General features: G+C 73.5%; 12 protein-coding genes. 6 read left to right on the forward strand and 6 right to left on the reverse strand.

Annotation, left to right across the window (positions count from 1 at the left end):
• Positions 1 to 167: 167 nt before the first annotated feature.
• Positions 168 to 881 carry a TetR/AcrR family transcriptional regulator gene (locus tag ACZ7GX_RS37395; protein WP_498784044.1) on the reverse strand — a complete coding sequence of 238 codons (714 nt, stop codon included), beginning with the start codon at positions 879 to 881 and terminating at the stop codon, positions 168 to 170.
• 69 nt (positions 882 to 950) lie between these two features.
• Positions 951 to 2,117: a PucR family transcriptional regulator gene (locus tag ACZ7GX_RS37400; RefSeq protein ID WP_498784046.1), complete on the reverse strand. Its 1,167-nt coding sequence runs from the start codon at positions 2,115 to 2,117 to the stop codon at positions 951 to 953.
• 294 nt (positions 2,118 to 2,411) lie between these two features.
• On the opposite strand from ACZ7GX_RS37400, the gene ACZ7GX_RS37405 reads away from it, so the two are divergent.
• Together ACZ7GX_RS37405 and ACZ7GX_RS37410 are read left to right on the forward strand one after the other, a co-directional pair.
• Positions 2,412 to 3,626, forward strand: a complete 1,215-nt coding sequence (locus tag ACZ7GX_RS37405) for a YncE family protein (RefSeq protein ID WP_498784121.1) — start codon at positions 2,412 to 2,414, stop codon at positions 3,624 to 3,626.
• Between the two features lie 139 nt (positions 3,627 to 3,765).
• Positions 3,766 to 4,926 carry an MFS transporter gene (locus ACZ7GX_RS37410; protein WP_498784047.1) on the forward strand — a complete coding sequence of 387 codons (1,161 nt, stop codon included), beginning with the start codon at positions 3,766 to 3,768 and terminating at the stop codon, positions 4,924 to 4,926.
• 10 nt (positions 4,927 to 4,936) lie between these two features.
• Here the strand turns inward: ACZ7GX_RS37410 and ACZ7GX_RS37415 are convergent, their stop codons facing one another.
• Positions 4,937 to 5,593, reverse strand: coding sequence for a response regulator (locus tag ACZ7GX_RS37415; RefSeq protein WP_498784049.1), 657 nt, complete (start codon positions 5,591 to 5,593; stop codon positions 4,937 to 4,939).
• Positions 5,586 to 6,710, reverse strand: coding sequence for a sensor histidine kinase (locus ACZ7GX_RS37420; protein ID WP_498784051.1), 1,125 nt, complete (start codon positions 6,708 to 6,710; stop codon positions 5,586 to 5,588). Before ACZ7GX_RS37420 ends, ACZ7GX_RS37415 begins: the two co-directional genes overlap by 8 nt.
• Before the next feature lie 85 nt (positions 6,711 to 6,795).
• Here ACZ7GX_RS37420 and ACZ7GX_RS37425 point away from each other — a divergent pair, with 85 nt between their 5' ends.
• Genes ACZ7GX_RS37425 through ACZ7GX_RS37435 form a run of 3 tightly spaced genes read left to right on the forward strand, consistent with a single transcriptional unit; the run spans position 6,796 to position 9,783 of the window.
• Positions 6,796 to 8,223, forward strand: coding sequence for a serine hydrolase domain-containing protein (locus ACZ7GX_RS37425; RefSeq protein WP_498784053.1), 1,428 nt, complete (start codon positions 6,796 to 6,798; stop codon positions 8,221 to 8,223).
• Positions 8,224 to 8,269: 46 nt separating this feature from the next.
• Positions 8,270 to 8,878: a cyclodeaminase/cyclohydrolase family protein gene (locus tag ACZ7GX_RS37430; protein WP_498784055.1), complete on the forward strand. Its 609-nt coding sequence runs from the start codon at positions 8,270 to 8,272 to the stop codon at positions 8,876 to 8,878.
• Positions 8,875 to 9,783, forward strand: coding sequence for a bifunctional methylenetetrahydrofolate dehydrogenase/methenyltetrahydrofolate cyclohydrolase (locus ACZ7GX_RS37435; protein ID WP_498784057.1), 909 nt, complete (start codon positions 8,875 to 8,877; stop codon positions 9,781 to 9,783). Before ACZ7GX_RS37430 ends, ACZ7GX_RS37435 begins: the two co-directional genes overlap by 4 nt.
• Here ACZ7GX_RS37435 and ACZ7GX_RS37440 read toward each other — a convergent pair.
• Complete coding sequence (locus tag ACZ7GX_RS37440) at positions 9,759 to 10,913, reverse strand: hypothetical protein (RefSeq protein WP_498784059.1); 1,155 nt, start codon at positions 10,911 to 10,913, stop codon at positions 9,759 to 9,761. The two genes, ACZ7GX_RS37435 and ACZ7GX_RS37440, sit on opposite strands and share 25 nt — an antisense overlap.
• A 374-nt stretch (positions 10,914 to 11,287) precedes the next feature.
• The gene (locus ACZ7GX_RS37445) at positions 11,288 to 13,129 is read right to left on the reverse strand and encodes a cellulase family glycosylhydrolase (RefSeq protein ID WP_498784061.1); all 1,842 of its coding nucleotides are present in this window, start codon (positions 13,127 to 13,129) and stop codon (positions 11,288 to 11,290) included.
• A 103-nt stretch (positions 13,130 to 13,232) separates the two neighbouring features.
• On the opposite strand from ACZ7GX_RS37445, the gene ACZ7GX_RS37450 reads away from it, so the two are divergent.
• Complete coding sequence (locus tag ACZ7GX_RS37450; RefSeq protein WP_498784063.1) at positions 13,233 to 14,081, forward strand: PaaX family transcriptional regulator; 849 nt, start codon at positions 13,233 to 13,235, stop codon at positions 14,079 to 14,081.
• Positions 14,082 to 14,169: the final 88 nt, after the last annotated feature.

Consider the following 14,169-nt stretch of genomic DNA (forward strand, 5'->3'; position numbering starts at 1 on the left):
GGAACGCCGCGCCGACATCCACGAAGCCTTCCTCGGCCTCGCCACCTGCATCATTTGCTACAGGCACGTCCAGCGATTCTGTTAGGACCTCTAAGGCTGGTGTGTGGCGGGTGAGGCCGGCCGTGGGGGAGTGGCGGGCAGGTTCGGGAGGTGGGGGGTGGTGGTGTTTAAGGCTCGGTGGGGGTTGCGAGGTGGGTCAGCCATTCGGTGAGGAGGGCGAACTCCGCCGGGCTGAAGGACTTCGGCCGCTTCGAGCGCAGCAGCGCGCCGAGGGTGGTCGCCGCCTGGGCCACCGCCTGGGTCGTCGTCACCGGCGTGTCCGCGGGGTTCGCGTCGGGTTCCGGGGTCAGGATTCCCGGCAGCACGATCTCCCTCACCCGCACCGAGAGCTCGGGGTCGCGGTCCGCCTCCGGGCGGTTGAGCAGGGACAGGGCGACGCCCGTGTTGGCGGCCATCACGACGTCGGCGGCGCGGTCGGGTTCGACGGCCAGGCGGCCGACCCGGGCGACCCGTTCGAGCACGCCGCGCAGTAACTCGTTCGCCTCGCGGACCGCCTGCGGCGGGGAGGACAGCCGGGGCGTGTACATCAGGCGGTACACGTTCGGGTGGTCGAGGGCGAAACGCGTGTGCCCGTCCCACCCGCGCCGGAGGTCCGCGACGGGGTCCTCGGTCGGCACCGCGGCGCGCTTGGCCGCGAGGTACTGCGCGAACCCGTGATCGACGACCGCGGCGAGCAGGCTGTCCTTGTCGCCGAAGAGCCGGTAGATCACCGGTTGCTGCACCCCGGCCTTCTCCCCGACGCCGCGCGTGGAGATGTCGCCGTTGGGCGAGCTATCCAGCAGCTCGGTGGCCGCCGCCAGGATCGCTGATCTGTTGTCCATGTTAGCAACGATAACACAGGGCTCGATCGGTGACAACAGCTCGCTGTTGGCGCCGATAATCCCAGGTGGTCACCGTGACGGGCGGTGGTCGAGCCAGGTTCGCAGCGCCCACCAGTGGCGCAGGGTGCCCAGGACGGTCGACGGGTCGTCCGCGCCGCTGTCGTCCCACGGCGTGCCGGTGAGCTCGGCCAACCGGTCGAGCCGGTACCGGACGGTGTTGGGGTGCACGTGCAGCGCGGCGGCGGCGTGACCGAGGCGTTGGCCGTGGTCGAGGTAGACCAGGGCGGTGCCGACCAGTTCGCGGTGGAAGTCGTCGTCGTGGTCGAGGCCGTCGAGCGAGCCGCGCAGCAGGTCGGCGAGCACCGGTTGCGCGGCCAGCGCCACCTCGCCCGCCAGGTCGGTGAGGTCGTGCACCCCGCGCCGCCCCGCCCGACCGGCGATCCGCAACGCCGCCACGCACAACGGGTGGAGGTCGCGCATGACCGCGAGCCCCGTCGCGGGCGCGACCACCAGCAGCACGTCGGTCCCGAGGTCGGTCGGCGGTCGGACGGCCAACCCGGTCAGCCGCCCCTCCACCAACCCGTAGACGCCGCCGCACCCCAGCAGCCGCTGTTCCAGCGCCCGTGCCTCGCCCGGCAGGGTCACGTCGGAGACCAGGCAGTGGTAGAGCCCGTCCGATGACAGGCCGGCGCGCCGCAGCTCGGCGGGTTCCGGCGGCGTGCCGTCGCCGTGCACGAGCAGTCGCCGCAGCAGGTGAGTGTTCGCGTCCCGGTTCGTGCGGGACAGTTCGAGCTCGGCCGTGTGGTAGCCGTTGATGACGTGCCGCTCCAACGCCCCGGTGTAGCGGTCGAGGTCGACCAACCCCTCCAGCAGCACTTCGTCGGGCACGCCTGCGGCCCGGCTGCGGGCGATGGCGATGTTCATCGCCGTGGTGCGGCCCGCCTGGACGCCGCGCAGCAGGCCGTCGATGGAGATCCCCTGGGCCGCGCGGTCCGCGCCCAGCGCCTCGGCCGCCTCGAAGTCCTGCGCCTCCGGCTCCTCGGACCGCTCGAAGAAGTCGAGCCCGGTGGCCAGCAGGACCTCGACGTGCCGGCGGTTCTCCGCCTCCGGCAGCCGCGCCACCTCCGGCGACTGGCCGCGCGCGGCCCGGACGAGCTCCTCGACGACGCCGCGATCGGTCGCCATGCCCCTGAGCACCTGCCCGAGCAGGCGACCTCGATCGCGTGCTGCCGACACCGGCCACATCCTCCCGCCGCGACGTTGTGGCAGTGGCATAACGAGCACGCGGCTCGTTGGGCGCGGGCCCCTACCGCGGGCCCGCCGCGAGCCGGTATCTATTGCCTACTGAACGGTAACAGTCCGGCCGGACTCGGGGCCACGGGTCCGGGAACCGGCGTGGACGAATCGAAAACCCTGCACGGATGTGACAACTCGCGCATCCGGTTTGGAGCTCTCGTGGACAAGAAATCCGGGTCGGGGGCACGCGAGCGCGCACCCCGCACACGCCTGCTCGGCCTCCTGGCCGCCTGCGTGCTGGCCGCGACCACCGCCCCTGCCGTCGCCGCGTCCGCCGTCGCCGCCCCTCCCGCGGGCACGGCGCTGCGCGAGGTGATGTTCGTCGGGAACAACTGGGACGGCACCGCCGACGTGATCGCCTCCAGCGGCGACTTCGCGAAGATCGGCCGGGTGAACATCATCCCCGACCGCCAGGAGCGGCTGTGGGAGATCTACCTCAACCCGATCAAGCTGGCGTTCTTCCTCGGCATCAGGTCCGGCCCGGGTGAGGGCCACGACCAGTTCGTCGACGACATGTACACCACGCCCGACGGTCGCGCCGTGGTCGCCTCCCGGCCGAGCTTCGCCGACGTGGTGTCCATCGACCTGGCCACCGGGCGGGTGAACTGGCGCTTCCCGGTCTCGGGCTTCCGCTCCGACCACATGGCCGTCTCGCCGGACGGCCGTCGGGTCGCGGTGTCCGCCTCGACGTCCAACACCGTGCACGTGCTCGACATCGAGACCGGTCGCCAGGTCGGCTCGTTCGCGACCGGCGACAAGCCGCACGAGAACGTGTTCACCGACGACGGCCGCTACCTGTGGAACATGTCCATCGGCGAGGTCAACACCGCGCTGGACGACCCGGCGCTGGACTTCACCAAGGGGGACCGGCGCGTCACGGTGGTGGACGCGTCGACGTTCCAGCAGGTCAAGGTGATCGACATGAGGCCGCGGCTGGACGCGTTCGGCCGCTCGGACCTGTCCGACTCGGTGCGGCCGGTGGCGTTCACGCCCGACGAGTCGAAGCTGTACTTCCAGGTGTCGTTCTTCAACGGCTTCCTGGAGTACGACGTCGCCGCCGACCGCGTCACCCGCCTCAAGGAACTGCCCAAGAACCCGAACACCAGCGAGGACCGCACGACCTGGGTCAACGACTCGCGCCACCACGGCATGTCGATGAGCCCTCAGGGTGACAAGCTGTGCATCGCCGGGACGATGGACGACTACGCCGTGATCGTCGACCGGGCGACCCTGCGCGAAGGGGCGCTCGTGCCCGCGTCCAAGCCCTATTGGGCGACCGTCAGCGGTGACGGGCGCAGCTGCGTGATCTCGGAGAGCGGCTCCGACCAGGTCACGGCGATCGACTTCGCCACCGGGCGCAAGCTGGTGTCGGTGCCGGTCGGCGACCACCCGCAGCGGGTGCGCGTCGGCCACGTGCCCACCGGCTGGACGGGCCCTTCGGCGGGCTGACGACAACAGGGGAGCGGTGGTCGGCGAGGGTTGTCGGCCACCGTTTTTCGACTGCTCCGGACCGAGGTTGTAGGTTATAACCTATCAACCGAGGAGATCCTGATGCGCGACCGCGTCGAGCCGGCCGTGGCGGAGCCGCATGCCGGGTAGGGGGAACCTGCTCGCGGTGCTGCTCGCGCACACCGTGCTGGTCCAGGTCGTCACGTTCGTGCTGCGGCCCACGTCCACCTACCGCGCGCTGGAACTCGGCGTGCCGACGGGGTGGCTCGGCCTGCTCTCGGCGGGGTTCGCGATCGCGCCGCTGGTGCTGGCGATCCCGTCCGGGCAGGCCGTCGACCGGCTGGGCGAACGACGGGTCATGCTGGCGGGCGCCGTGCTGATGTGCGCCGCCGCGGCGACGTTCGCGTTCGTCGGCGGCGGCGTGGCGGGGCTGGTGGTCGGCAGCGTGCTGCTCGGCACCGGTCACCTGTGCTCGGTGGTCGCGCAGCAGGCCCTGGTGGCGAACACGACCGAGACCTCGCGCTACGACGCGGCGTTCGGCTACTACACGTTCGCGGCGTCGTTGGGGCAGGCGGTCGGACCGGGCCTGATCCTGCTGTTCGGCGGCGATCGGACGATCCCGCGCACGGACACCGTGTTCGTGGTGGCGTTCGTGATCACCGTCGTGCTGATCGGCGTCACGGTGGCGCTGCGCTCGCCCGCCGTCCGTCGTGCGGCCGCCGTGGACGGCGAGCCGGAGGGCGTGCGCGACCTGCTGCGGCGACCGGGTCTGGTGCGGACGCTCGCGGTCAGCTGCGTGGTGATCGCGGCGGTCGACATCACGTTGGTGTACCTGCCCGCGCTGGGCGCCGAGCGCGGCATCCCGTCCGGTGTGGTCGGTGTGCTGCTGGCGGTGCGCGCGGCGGCGTCGATGACCTCACGCCTGCTCCTCGGCCGGTTGGCCGCGTGGCTGGGCAGGCGTCGGCTGTTGACGGGGAGCGTGGCGCTGGCCGCGGTCGGGCTCGCCGCGTCGGCCGTGCCGATGCCGGTGTGGCTGCTCGGCCTGGTGGTCCTCGTGGTGGGCCTCGGCCTCGGTGTCGGCCAACCGCTGACGATGTCGTGGCTGGCGGAGGCGACGCCGCCGGGGCTGCGCGGTCGGGCGATGTCGTTGCGCCTCACCGGGAACCGCCTCGGCCAGGTCGTCGTGCCCAGCGCGGCGGGGTTGCTCGCGGCGGGCACGGGCGCCGCCGGCGTCCTCGTCCTCACGGCCGCGAGCCTGACCGCCGCCGGTGTCGCGGCCGGACGACGCCCGCCGCCGTGACCGGCGTGGGTCAGGGGTCGGCGAGACCGGCTTCGTAGCCCGCGATCACCAGTTGTGCCCGGTCGCGGGCGGCCAGCTTCGCCATGAGGTGGCCGATGTGCGTCTTGACCGTGTGCCGGCTCAGGTGCAGGGCCTGCTCGATCTCGGTGTTGGACAGCCCTTGCGTGATCAGGCGGAGCACTTCCCGTTCCCGAGGGGTCACGCGGTCGAGCGGCCGTCGGGCGCGGGGCGGCGCGGGGGTGCGGAGGAAGTCCGCGATGAGCCTGCGGGTGACGGTCGGCGCGAGCAGCGCTTCGCCCGCCGCGACCGTCCTGATGGCGTCGAGCAGCCGGTGCGGCGGGACGTCCTTGAGCAGGAACCCGCCGGCGCCCGCCCGCAACGTCTCGTACACGACGCCGTCGAGGTCGAACGTGGTGAGGATGAGGACCTTGGGCGGGTCCGGCAGCGCGGTGATGCGCCGGGTGGCGGCGACGCCGTCCAGGTCGGGCATCCGGACGTCGACGACCGCGACGTCCGGCCGGTGCCGGGCGGCCAGGTCGCACGCTTCCCGGCCGGTCCGCGCCTGCGCGACCACCTCCACCCCGGGGTCCGCGTCGACCAGCAGCCGGAGGGTGTCGAGGAACATCGGCTCGTCGTCGGCCAGCAGCACGCGGATCGGCTCAGCCACGGCCGCCACCGGGCTCGAACGGGAGCGTGGCGCGGACCGCGAACCCGCCGCCGGGAGCGGGGCCCGCGTGCAGCGTGCCGCCGTGCAGCGCGACCCGTTCGCGCATGCCCAGCAGCCCGTGCCCGTCGGCGCCGGGCGCGGCCGTGCCCTCGTCGACCACCGAGACGACGAGCCTGCCCGGCTCGACGGCGGTGACCAGGCGGCAGCGCGGCGGGCGGCCGTGACGCCGCACGTTGGTCAACGCCTCCTGCACGATCCGGTAGGCCGAGACCCGCACCGCCGCCGGTGCGCCGGACAGGTCGGCCTGCTCGGCGGTCACCGTGACGCCGGCCGACCGCGCGTCGTCGACCAGCCGGTCCAGCCCGGCGGGGCCGGCCGGGGCCGACGGCTCGCGCAGCCCGCCGAGGACCGTCCGGACGTCCGCGAGGGCCGACCGGCTGACCTGTTCGATGCCCCTGAGCGCCGCCTCCCTCTCGTCGGGGCGCGTGCCCGCCACGTGGTTGGCGACGGCGGCCTTCATGGCGATCAGGCTGAGGTTGTGCCCGACCACGTCGTGGATGTCGCGGGCGATGCGCAGCCGTTCCTCGGCCACCGCCCGCGCGGTGCGCGACTCGGCCAGCTCCGCCGCGTGCCGCCGGCGCGTGCGGACGGCGGCGGCGACCGCCCAGGCCCCGGTCACGACGACCGCGCTGAACAGCAGGGTGGACAAGGGGTTCGTGGCGAACGACTCCGTGCCCGCCGGCGCCGGGACGAGCGGCAGGCCCGGCACGGTCGCCACCGCGACACCCGCCGTCACCACGCACGCCAGCGCGGCGACCGCGCCCACCGCACCCGACCGGGACGACGACAGCACGACCGGGTAGAGCGCCACCGCGACGGCGGCCAGCGTCGACTCGTTCCCGGTGCCGATGACGATCGCCGCCGCGCCGACCGGCAGCACGGTGGCCAGCACGGCGGTGGGCCGGACCCGGCGGACGGCGAGCGGCACGCCGAGCGCGACGGCGCAGACCACGGCGAGCACGTCGACCGCCGGCGCGCGCAGCACCGCCCACGCCACGACCACGCCCGCGGTCACCACGTCCACCACCAGCAGCCCTTTCGGGCCGAGTCGCACCATGGTGGCACCGTAGCCGGGCGGCGACCGGCGGAACTCGGACCACGGTCCGATGGCACGCGACCGCGACGCCCCGAGACTGCCTGCCGTGTTCACCTCGATCCTGCCCGCCTTGCTCATCTCCGCCACGTCCCTCACCGCTCCGCCCACCGTCGACGCCGCCGCCATCGACGCGGTCGTCAGGCAGTACCGGGAGCAGACCGCGCTGCCCGGTGTCGCGGTCGCCGTCACGCGGGGCGCCACCGTCGTGCACACCGCCGGGTACGGCCACACGCCCGACGGCGACGCCGTGACCGAGCACACCACCATGGCCGCGGCGTCGGTGAGCAAGTCCTTCACGGCGCTGGCGGTGATGCGGCTCGTGGAGAGCGGCCGGATCCGGCTCGACGACCCGGTGCGCGCGCACCTGCCCGAGTTCACGATGGCCGATCCCCGCGCCGCCGACATCACCGTGCGCCACCTGCTCGACCAGACCTCCGGCCTGTCGGACACGACCCACCGGTCGTTCAGCGGGCCGCCGGTGCACACGCTGGCGGAGGCGGTGGCGGCGATGCGCGACTCGACGCTGGCCGCCGCACCGGGCGCCCGCTGGGAGTACCACAACCCGAACTTCCAGGTGGCCGCCCGGCTGGTCGAGGTCGTTGGCGGCGTGCCGTTCGCCGACCACCTGCGCCGTCACGTGTTCGACCCGCTCGGCATGGCCGACAGCCGCACCGCCGACACCGCGCGCGACCTGCCGCCGAGCGCGGAGGGGCACGTCAAGGTCCTCGGCCTGCCCGTGGCGCTGCCCGAACCACCCGCGTTCGGCAACGGCTCCGGCGGCGTGCTCACCTCCGCCCACGACCTGGCGGCGTGGCTGATCGCGCAGAACAACGGCGGCCGCGGGCCCGACGGCACGTCGATCGCCACGCCCGAGAGCATCACGGAGACGCACACGCCGACCGCCGCTTCGCAGTCGTACGGCCTCGGCTGGTTCGTGGGCGTCACGGCGTCCGGCGCGTCGCTGGTCGACCACGGCGGCGACCTGTTCACCTCCACGGCGTACCAGGCGCTGCTGCCCGGGTCCGGCTACGGCATCGCCGTCCTGGCCAACACCGGGATGCTGCACGGCGACGCCCAGGCGATCGGCGCACGCCTGGTCGCCCTGGTCGAAGGCAGGCAACCCGCGCCCGTGGACGACCCGTCCGTCGCCGTGGACGCGGTGTTGCTCGCCCTCGCCCTGGCGAGCGCGGCGCTGACCGGTCGCGGCGTGGCCCGGTCCCGGCGGTGGGCCGCCCGCCGGCGGTCGACCGGGTGGGCGGTGGCTCGCCTGGTCCCGCTGGCGCTGCCGCTGCTGCTCACGGCCACGGTCCACCGGGTCGTCGGCTACCTGTACCGGGGACGTGATGTGGCGTGGCTCCAGGTGCCGTACCTGTACCCGACGTTCATGGTCGCGCTCGCGGTGACGGCACTGGGCTGCGTCGCCCTGCTCGCGGCCAGGGTCGTCGCGCTGGCCGGCCGCACGGGGCCGGGCTGATCCGCGATGGGTGGCAGCCGGGGCTCGGGCGAGCGATGATCTTCGCGTGACGGACGGTCTGTGGGACCTGAGCCTGGCCGAGCTGCGCGCGCGGACGGCGAGCGCGAGCCCGACGCCCGGCGGCGGGTCGGTGGCCGCGGTGACGGCCGCGTTCGGCTGCGCGCTGGTGCTCATGGCCTTGGAGATCACCGCCCGGCGCGACCCGTCGGTCGGCGACGCGATCACGGCGGGCAAGTCCCTGCTCGACCGCCTCGGCTCCGCCGCCGACCGCGACGTGGAGCTGTTCGAGGACTACCTGCGGGCACGGCGGCTGCCGCGTGCCACGGACGGGGAACGGGCCGCCCGGGAGGCCGCGGTCGCGGCGGCCTCGGCGGCCGCGACGGAAGGCCCGCTGACCGCCGCGTCGGACGCGGTGGAAGCCTTGGAGTGGGCGTTCTCGGTGCTGCCCGTCGTCACCGGCGCGGTCGTGAGCGACGTCCGCGCGGGCGCCGACCTGCTGCTCGGGTCCGTCCTGGCCACCTTGCGCGGAGCCGAGGCCAACCTGGCCTCGCTCGGGGACGACGCGGCGGCGTTCACCGCACGACTGGACGCCGTGCGCCGCGCCGCCGTGGCCGCGCACACCCGCATCGAGAACACCCAGGAGGAGTCCCGATGACCGCCCGCACCATCGACCCGGCCGACCTCGCCGAGTCCATCCGCGACGGGATCCGCGCCGACCTGGCGGCGATCCCGGAACGCCTCACCGTCGTCGGCTTCCTGGTCGACGGCGACCGGCCGGCCCGCACCTACGCCGAGTACACCCGGCGCGCGTGCGCCGAGGTGGGCATCGACTTCGACCTCCGCACGCCGCGCGCCGACGACGTCGAGGCCGCCGTCCGCGACGCCGGCGCGGACGACGGCGTGCACGGCGTGTTCGTCTACTACCCGGTCCGCGACCCCGAACGCGACCGCTGGCTGCGCGAGCTGGTCGACCCGCGCAAGGACGTCGAGGGCCTGCACTCGTTCTGGAGCCGCTGCCTCTACGAGAACCGGCGGTTCGTCGACGACGCCGGCACCCGCCGGGCCGTCCTGCCCTGCACCCCGCTGGCCGTGATGAAGCTGCTGGGCGAGGCGGGCGCGTTCCGCGGCGACGGCGACACCCCGCTGGCGTCGGTGAAGGCCTGCGTGTTCAACCGCAGCGAGATCGTCGGACGCCCGCTGGCCGCCATGCTGGCCAACGACGGCGCGGACGTCACGTCGTTCGACCTCTCGGGCTCGCTGGCGTTCCGGCACGCGGCCGGCATCCAGGGCCACCACGTGGACGTCGTGGCCACCGACCGGGCCACCGCCCTCGCCGAGGCCGACGTGGTGGTCACCGGTGTGCCGTCACGCGACTTCCCGCTGGTCCGGGCCGACGAGATCAAACCGGGCGCGGTGTGCCTGAACTTCTCCACGATGAAGAACTTCGCCGACGACGTGGTGGAGCGCGCCTCGGTCTTCGTGCCCCGGGTCGGCTCGATGACCGTGACCATGGCGATGCGCAACGCCGTCCGGCTCTACCACAACGCCCACCGGTCGTGAGTCGTGGGCACCGGCGTCCAGACCACGGGCCGGTTCGTGCTGTCCGTGCCGGTGGTGTGGCCGACGACGACGCCGTGGTCGTTGATCGCGACCGGCAGGCTGTAGTGGCCGGTCGGCGGGTCCAGGTAGGTGACCCGGCCGTCGCGCCAGAGGAACCCGCGGGGCGAGGACCACTCGTTGGCCGCGGTCCACCCGATGACGTCGCCGCGTTCGTTGATCCCCACCGCCTCGGCCGGCGCGGGCACGGCGAGCTCCACCTGCTTGCCGCCGGCGGGCCACAGCACCGCGTGGGGGACGCCGTCCTCCCCGGCCGCCCACCCGACCGCGTCACCGCGCTGGTTGAGCGACTGCTCGCCGTGCGCGACCCGGCCGTTCTCCGACAGCTCGGTCGCCTCGTCGCCCTCCCAGCGCAACGCGACCGTGCCGCGGTTGCCCACGACGACCCCGGCCTCGTTGATCGCCTCCGGGATGTACGGGCCGTAGCCCGACGAGCCGCCCAGCCGGGTGCAGGCGCCGTCGACGCAGCGGACGGCGGCGAAGTCCTGGTCCGCGGCGGAGGCGTAGCTGCCCGCCACGGCGCCGGCGTCGTTGATCCCGTACACCCACAGGTCGGGCCCGGACAGCGACAGCTCGGTGTGCCGACCGGCCTGCCAGACGGCGGCGCGGTTGTGGTCCCGGCGCATCAGGGACGTCGAGTAGTTCACCGGCACGACGCCGTTGCCGTTGATCGCCGGCGCGGTCGCCCACGCCGCGTAGGCCTGCATCACGGTCGTCCGCGCGCCGTCCGACCAGATCCACGGCTTGTGCCGGTACGGCGCGACGGCGGCGCGGGTCTCCAACCCGAGCACCTGGCCGCGCCGGTTGATGCCCACCGCCAGACCCGGACCGAGGTCGCTCGCCCCGCCGCGCGGCGACCACAGCACGACGTGCGCCGGCAGCCCGTGGCCCTGCGCGCTGCCGACCACCTGGCCGAGGTCGTTGATCCCGGTGACGTAGTGGTCGGGGTGACTCGTCAGCCGGCCCAGCTCGGTGACCACCATCGTGGTCTCGGCGACCGCCGACGGCACGGCGACGAACGGCAGGGCGGTCGCGAGCGCCAAGGCGGCCAGCGACGCGCGTAGCTCGGGCATGACCGCTCCGTTGCGACGATGTCCTGGATCGATCGAACGGTAACCCGCCGCCGCCCGCCGCGGCGTCGGCCGGACAGCGCAACCGCCCGCGAAACCCTTGCGCGCCAAGCGGGGCGGACGCCGTCGCGGCGTCCGCCCCACCGGTCAGCCGAGCGCCGGCTCGGCCGTCGGGAACGTGCCGTGCGCCGGGCCCGACGGCGTTGCGCGGGAGACCCGGAACTCGTGCGGGTACCGCCGAGCCCCACGCCTCCAGGTTCGACAGGCCCCACGGTGTAGAGGTTCTCCAGCTGGGTGATCACGTTGGTGGGGTCGAAGTTGTACGGTGACGGCGCGGACACCCGGTTTCCGATCGGGACGGCGGGCGTCGAGGCGGGTCAGCCGAAGGTGGCGGCCACCCACGCGGCCAGTTCCGCCCGTGCGGCGATCACCGATCCGGCGGGCGGGTTGTTCGTCACGAGCGCGAAGTGCGTTCCGTTGTCCTTTGTGGACAGCAGTAGCCGGTTCACCCCGGGCACGCCCGGTTCCGGCGCGACGGACACCGGTTCGGCGCCGGTGTGCGCGGGCGGCCCGGTGAGGGAACCGAGGTCGCTCACCACCGTGGTCGACGCGGGCGGGAACGACGACGGCAGGTGCAGCTCCGTCGGCGCGGCGACACCGTTGCCACGCCACACGAGCACGCCGAACTGCCCGCTGCCGACGAGGGCGCGCACCGCGGGCATCGTGTCGGGGACCCGGTTCCACGACAGGACCGCGCCGCCGTCGCGGGCGCGGTCCTCGTAGGTGAACGCCGCCGTCCGGCCCGCCACGGCGCGCGGGAACAGCCGGTCGACCACCCGGCCCTCCACCGTCAGCACGTGGTTGCCGCCGTCGTCGACGCGCACCGCGGAGAAGTGCTCGTCGTTCATCGCGTCACCCTCGGTGCGGACCTTGTCCGGGTTGTCGTTCATCAACTCGCGGTGCCGGCCGTAGTTGACGTCCCAGTGCCACTGGCTGCCCGACAGCACCGGCCCGGACCCCGCCGCGCCCGACCACCACCGCGCCCCGGGCAGCCGCGAGTCCAGCGCCTGGTACATCGCCTTCAGCACGGTCGGGTTCTTGTCGGAGGTGAAACCGGCGACCGGGTGCCCGAACTCCGACACGATCCCGGCCGTCCCGAGCGCCCGCGCCCGGTCCCGGATCAGGTTGAAGTCCGCGGTGTACTCGCCGTCGGCGGCCTTGCCCGGCTTGAGCAGCCCGGACTGCGCCTGGCCGTCGTAGAAGTGCGCGTTGAACACGAACCGGTCGCCGAGCGCCGGCACCGCCGGGAACCCGCCCGGCTCGGCGAAGAACTCGACGTTCTGGTTCCAGAACACCAGCGGCTCGACGAACGCGGGCTTGTCGGCCCACCCGGCGTCGTCCATCCGCTGCCGGAACTGCCGGTAGAACGGCACGAGCAGCTCGCGTTCCCAGGCCACGCCGTCCTGACCCTGGTCGTACCGCCCGGCGTAGGGCTCGTTGAGCGGGTCGACGCCGAGCACGAGCCGGAACGCCTCGGCCGACAGCGTCGACTTCAGCCGGCGCATCGCCTCGCCCGCCTGGTGCAGGAACTCGTCGCGGATCCGGATCGGCCCGGCGGACGTGGCGACCTCCCGGTTGTGCCAGAAGTCGTGCGTCGCGGCGGTGACCGCGTTGTTGCTCTTCATGTTCTGGCCCCAGTGCACGCAGATCCCGCACGACTCCTTGGGGTAGCCGCCCGCGCGCACGACCCACTCCGGCGCGCCGTCGCCGGTGTACCAGCTGTCGCGGTTGAAGAGGTGGCGCGAGTAGAGGTCCTGGTGGAAGTCGAGGTAGACCCGGATGCCCTGGTCGGTGAACGCGCCGATCTGCTCGGCCACCCGGTCGAGGTAGCCGTGGTCGATCCGGCGCGGCTCCGGCTCGACCCACGCCCAGGTGAGCAGGAAGCGCACCGCGTTCGCGCCGGTCATCCGCCGCATCGCCGCCGCGGACGACCGCGCGTCGGCCGTGCTCGCGAACGGCAGGCCCCGGTGCTCGGCGAGCTTGGCCGTGCCGGACACGTTGAACCCGCGCAACACCACCTCGCGGCCGTGCTGGTCGCGGAACGCGCCGTCGGCGACGGTCACGGGGGAGCCGTCGAACCAGGGCACGTCCGGCGCGGCGACGCCGGTGGCCGCGGAGGTGGTCAGCACCAGCGCCAGCAGGAACGCGATCCGCTTCACCGCGACCGCCCTTCACTCGACCCGAAGATGAAGGCGTTTCACGTTGAGGGTAGCGGATCGGCCGGGTCGCACAAGGTCGCGGAGCCGGGGTTACGCTCGCCCGGTGATCCCGCACGACGACCCGCAGGCCCGTGAGCAGGAGACATCGGTCCGGCCGCAGTCGCTGATGCTCAGCTTCCTCGGCATCCACGTGCTCAACCGGGGCGTCGCGGTCTTCTCCGGCAGCGTCATCGACGTCTTCGCCCGGGTCGGGGTGTCGGAGGAGGCGGTGCGCTCGACGTTGACCCGCATGGTCAAGCGGGACCTGCTGGCGCGGCACCGCGTCGGCAGGCGCACGTACTTCGGGCTGACCGCGCGTTCGGCGGCCGTGCTGGAGGACGGCGAGCACCGGGTCTGGCGCAGCGGCGCGGTCAACAGCGACTGGGACGGCGCCTGGACGGTGGTGGGCTTCTCCGTGCCGGAGTCCTGGCGCAGCCAGCGGCACGACCTGCGCTCGCGGCTGATCTGGGGCGGGTTCGGCCCGCTGCAGAACGGCCTGTGGGTCGCGCCCGGCGTGGTCGACGTGCCCGCCCTGGTCGACGACCTCGACCTGGACGACCACCTCAAGGTGTTCACCGCGCACACGGCCAAGCCGACCGAGGCCGAGCAGATCGCCCACACCGCGTTCGACGTGCCCGCGATCGCCGAGCGCTACCAGGTGTTCCTGCGCCGCTGGGACCACGACCGCCCGCTGGCCGACGCGCCGGACGACCTGGCCAGGCAGCTGCTGCTGCACACCGAGTGGCTGCAGCTGGTCCGCCAGGACCCCCGGCTGCCCGCCGAGCACCTGCCCGAGGACTGGCCCGCGATCCGCGCCGAGCAGGTGTTCCACGCCCTCGCCGGCGCGTACGCCGAACCGGCCGCGTCGATCGCCGCGTCGGTCCTCGACACGATCGTGGTCGACGGCCCCTGAAAACCCGTTCCGGATCGATTCCCGGACCGGTTTCCGAACCCGCCGCGTGACGTGGCGTTGACGTCCCGGAAACGAAGCCCTACCTTCG

This window comes from Actinosynnema sp. NPDC037264, from assembly GCF_055603705.1.

Coding starts and splice junctions, on each gene's coding strand:
- ACZ7GX_RS37435 (WP_498784057.1), top strand. CDS start 8,875: ATGACCGCCCGCACCATCGACCCGGCCGACCTCGCCGAGTCCATCCGC.
- ACZ7GX_RS37440 (WP_498784059.1), bottom strand. CDS start 10,913: ATGCCCGAGCTACGCGCGTCGCTGGCCGCCTTGGCGCTCGCGACCGCC.
- ACZ7GX_RS37410 (WP_498784047.1), top strand. CDS start 3,766: ATGCCGGGTAGGGGGAACCTGCTCGCGGTGCTGCTCGCGCACACCGTG.
- ACZ7GX_RS37420 (WP_498784051.1), bottom strand. CDS start 6,710: ATGGTGCGACTCGGCCCGAAAGGGCTGCTGGTGGTGGACGTGGTGACC.
- ACZ7GX_RS37395 (WP_498784044.1), bottom strand. CDS start 881: ATGGACAACAGATCAGCGATCCTGGCGGCGGCCACCGAGCTGCTGGAT.